The sequence below is a fragment of the Rhizobacter sp. P3_B12 genome (assembly GCF_056402895.1).
Genome location: NZ_JBFUGN010000707.1, coordinates 1 through 3,277, shown reverse-complemented (window position 1 = coordinate 3,277; position 3,277 = coordinate 1). Strand labels below are relative to the sequence as shown.

Here is a 3,277-nt window from a genome sequence, read left to right as displayed (position 1 = left end):
AATAGGGACGGGGCGCCGGAGCTGGCTGGTTTCATGGCCCGCGTGCGCAGCACGCTTCGTGCACTGACTGTCGCCCACTGTTTGACCACAACGAACGAAGTGAGTGGCGGGAGTTTGGGCGACGGGCCATGAAACCAGTCAGCGGAGGGAAGTCTTCGCCCCGAGAGGGGCGAAGACCGCCCCGGCCGGCGAGCCACAGCCTCCCCGCACCCGCCTTCAAGCGCCCATGCCCGAACGACCCRCCCGCCTAGAATCGCCAGTTCCACTTTCGAACCCTTATGCTGACCTTCCAGCAAATCATCCTGCGCCTGCAAGACTACTGGGACCGCCAGGGCTGCGCGCTGCTGCAGCCCTACGACATGGAGGTCGGCGCCGGCACCAGCCACACCGCCACCTTCCTGCGCGCGCTCGGCCCGGAACCCTGGAAGGCGGCCTACGTGCAGCCCAGCCGCCGCCCGAAGGATGGCCGCTACGGCCAGAACCCGAACCGCCTGCAGCACTATTACCAGTACCAGGTCGTGCTGAAGCCTGCACCGGCCAACATCCTCGAGCTGTACCTCGGCTCGCTCGAAGCGCTGGGCTTCGACCTGAAGGCCAACGACGTGCGCTTCGTCGAGGACGACTGGGAGAACCCGACGCTCGGCTGCTGGGGCCTCGGCTGGGAGGTCTGGCTGAACGGCATGGAGGTCACGCAGTTCACCTACTTCCAGCAGGTGGGCGGCATCGACTGCAAGCCGATCACCGGCGAGATCACCTACGGGCTCGAGCGCCTCGCGATGTACCTGCAGGGCGTCGACAACGTCTACAACCTGAAGTGGACCGACACGCTCAGCTACGGCGACGTCTACCTGCAGAACGAGATCGAGCAGAGCACCTACAACTTCGAGCACAGCGACGTCGACTTCCTGTTGCAGGCCTTCGCGGCGCACGAGAAGCAGGCCACCTACCTGATGGCGCAGCAGCTCGCGCTGCCGGCCTACGAGCAGGTGCTGAAGGCCGGCCACACCTTCAACCTGCTGGATGCGCGCGGCGCGATCAGCGTCACCGAGCGCGCCGCCTACATCGGCCGCATCCGCACCCTGGCGCGCGCCGTCGCGAAGAGCTACCTCGACAGCCGCGCCCGCCTCGGGTTCCCGATGGCGCCCAAGGCCTGGGCCGACGAAGTGATCGAGCAACTGAACAAGAAGAAGGCGGCCTGAGCGATATGAGCACCCACAACCTGCTGGTCGAGCTGTTCGTCGAGGAGCTGCCGCCGAAGGACCTGAAGCGCTTCGGCGAGGCCTTCGCCGCGACGCTGTTCGCCGGGCTGAAGACGCGCGGCCTGGCCACCGACCACTCCGCCACGACCTCGTACGCAACGCCGCGCCGCCTGGCGGTGCACGTCAGCGCGGTGCGCGCGCAGGCCGACGACCGCGCGGTGTCGCTGAAGCTGATGCCGGTCAGCGTGGGCCTCGCCGCCGACGGCCAGCCGACCCCCGCGCTGCTGAAGAAGCTCGCGAGCGTCGGCGCCGATGCGTCGGTGCTGCCGCAGCTGAAGCGCCAGCCCGACGGCAAGGCCGAGGCGCTGTTCTACGACAGCCTCGTCAAGGGGCCGATGCTGGCCGAGGGCCTGCAAGGGGCGCTCGATGAAGCCCTGGCCGGCCTGCCGATCCGCAAGGTGATGCAGTACCAGCTGGACGACGGCTGGAGCAGCGTGAACTTCGTGCGCCCGGTGCACGGCCTGGTCGCGTTGCACGGTGCCGACGTGGTGCCGCTGCGGGCGTTCGGCCTGGTGTCGGGCCGCGAGACGCGCGGCCACCGCTTCGAGGCGGCGATCGAGCCGGTGGTGTTGCAGGATGCCGACCACTACGCGCGCCAGCTCGAGGACCAGGGCGCGGTGATCGCGAGCTTCGCGGCGCGCCATGCCGAGATCGTGCGCCAGCTCGACCATGCGGCGAAGCAGCAGGGCCTGCAGCCGATCGACGACGCGGCGCTGCTCGACGAGGTGACCGCGCTGGTCGAGCGGCCGAACGTGCTGCTGTGCCGCTTCGAGCCGGAGTTCCTCGACGTGCCGCAGGAATGCCTGATCCTGACGATGAAGGCCAACCAGAAGTACTTCCCGCTGCTCGACGCGGCCGGCAAGCTGACCAACCAGTTCCTGGTCGTCAGCAACATCCGCCCGGCCGACGCGAGCCGCGTGACCGGCGGCAACGAGCGCGTGGTGCGCCCGCGGCTGGCCGATGCGAAGTTCTTCTACGACCAGGACCGCAAGAAGTCGCTGGCCGATCGCGTCGGCGGGCTCGACAAGGTGGTCTACCACGGCAAGCTCGGCTCGCAGGGCGAGCGGGTGCAGCGGGTGCGGGCGATCGCAGTGGGCATCGCCAGGCAGCTGGGTGCCGACGTGGCGCAGGCCGACCGCGCCGCGCTGCTCGCCAAGGCCGACCTGCTGACCGACATGGTCGGCGAGTTCCCCGAGCTGCAGGGCATCATGGGCGGCTACTACGCGCGCCACGACCGCGAGGCCGACGAGGTCGCGCTCGCCATCGAAGACCACTACAAGCCGCGCTTCGCCGGCGATGAACTGCCGCGCGGCCCGATCGGCGAGATCGTCGCGCTGGCCGACAAGCTGGAGACGCTGGTCGGCCTGTTCGGCATCGGCCAGCTGCCCACCGGCGACAAGGATCCGTTCGCGCTGCGCCGCCATGCGCTGGGCGTGATCCGGCTGCTGAGCGAACGCCAGCTCGCGCTGCCGCTCGACAAACTGCTGCACGACGCGGCGCAGGCGTTCGGCGACAAGATCACCGATGCCAGTGCCGCGCTGAGCGACTTCATCTACGAGCGCCTGGCCGGCGCGCTGCGCGAGCAGGGCGCGACGGCGCAGCAGGTCGATGCCGTGCTGTCGCTGCGGCCGAAGGAACTCGGCGACGTCGGCAAGAAGCTGGCGGCTGTGCGTGCGTTCGCGGCGCTGCCCGAATCGGAATCGCTGGCGGCCGCCAACAAGCGGGTCAGCAACATCCTGAAGAAGGCCGACGGCGATGTCGCCGAGCAGGTCGATGCGGCGCTGTTCACCGACCCGGCGGAGAAGGCACTGCACGCCGCGCTGGTCGAGATCGAGCGGATCGCCCGGCCAGCCTTCGACCGGCGCGACTTCACCGCCTCGCTGCAGGCGCTCGCGGCCCTGAAGGCGCCGGTCGACGCGTTCTTCGACCCGGTGATGGTCAACGCCGACGAGCCCAAGATCCGCGTCAACCGGCTCGGCCTGCTGGCGATCCTGCGCAGCTCGATGAACCGCGTCGCC

General features: G+C 69.3%; 2 protein-coding genes. Both read left to right on the top strand.

Annotated features, from left to right (window positions below; translation table 11 throughout):
* Positions 1 to 278: 278 nt before the first annotated feature.
* Entirely contained in the window at positions 279 to 1,199 is a 921-nt protein-coding gene (glyQ, locus tag AC1D01_RS26600; protein ID WP_477871719.1) for a glycine--tRNA ligase subunit alpha, read from the top strand.
* 5 nt (positions 1,200 to 1,204) lie between these two features.
* Positions 1,205 to 3,277, top strand: a 2,073-nt coding sequence (glyS, locus tag AC1D01_RS26595) for a glycine--tRNA ligase subunit beta (RefSeq protein ID WP_477871717.1), incomplete at its 3' end; no start/stop codon positions are given.

Excerpts from the sequence above, each read along its gene's own strand:
- glyQ (WP_477871719.1), top strand. The coding sequence starts at position 279 with ATGCTGACCTTCCAGCAAATCATCCTGCGCCTGCAAGACTACTGGGAC.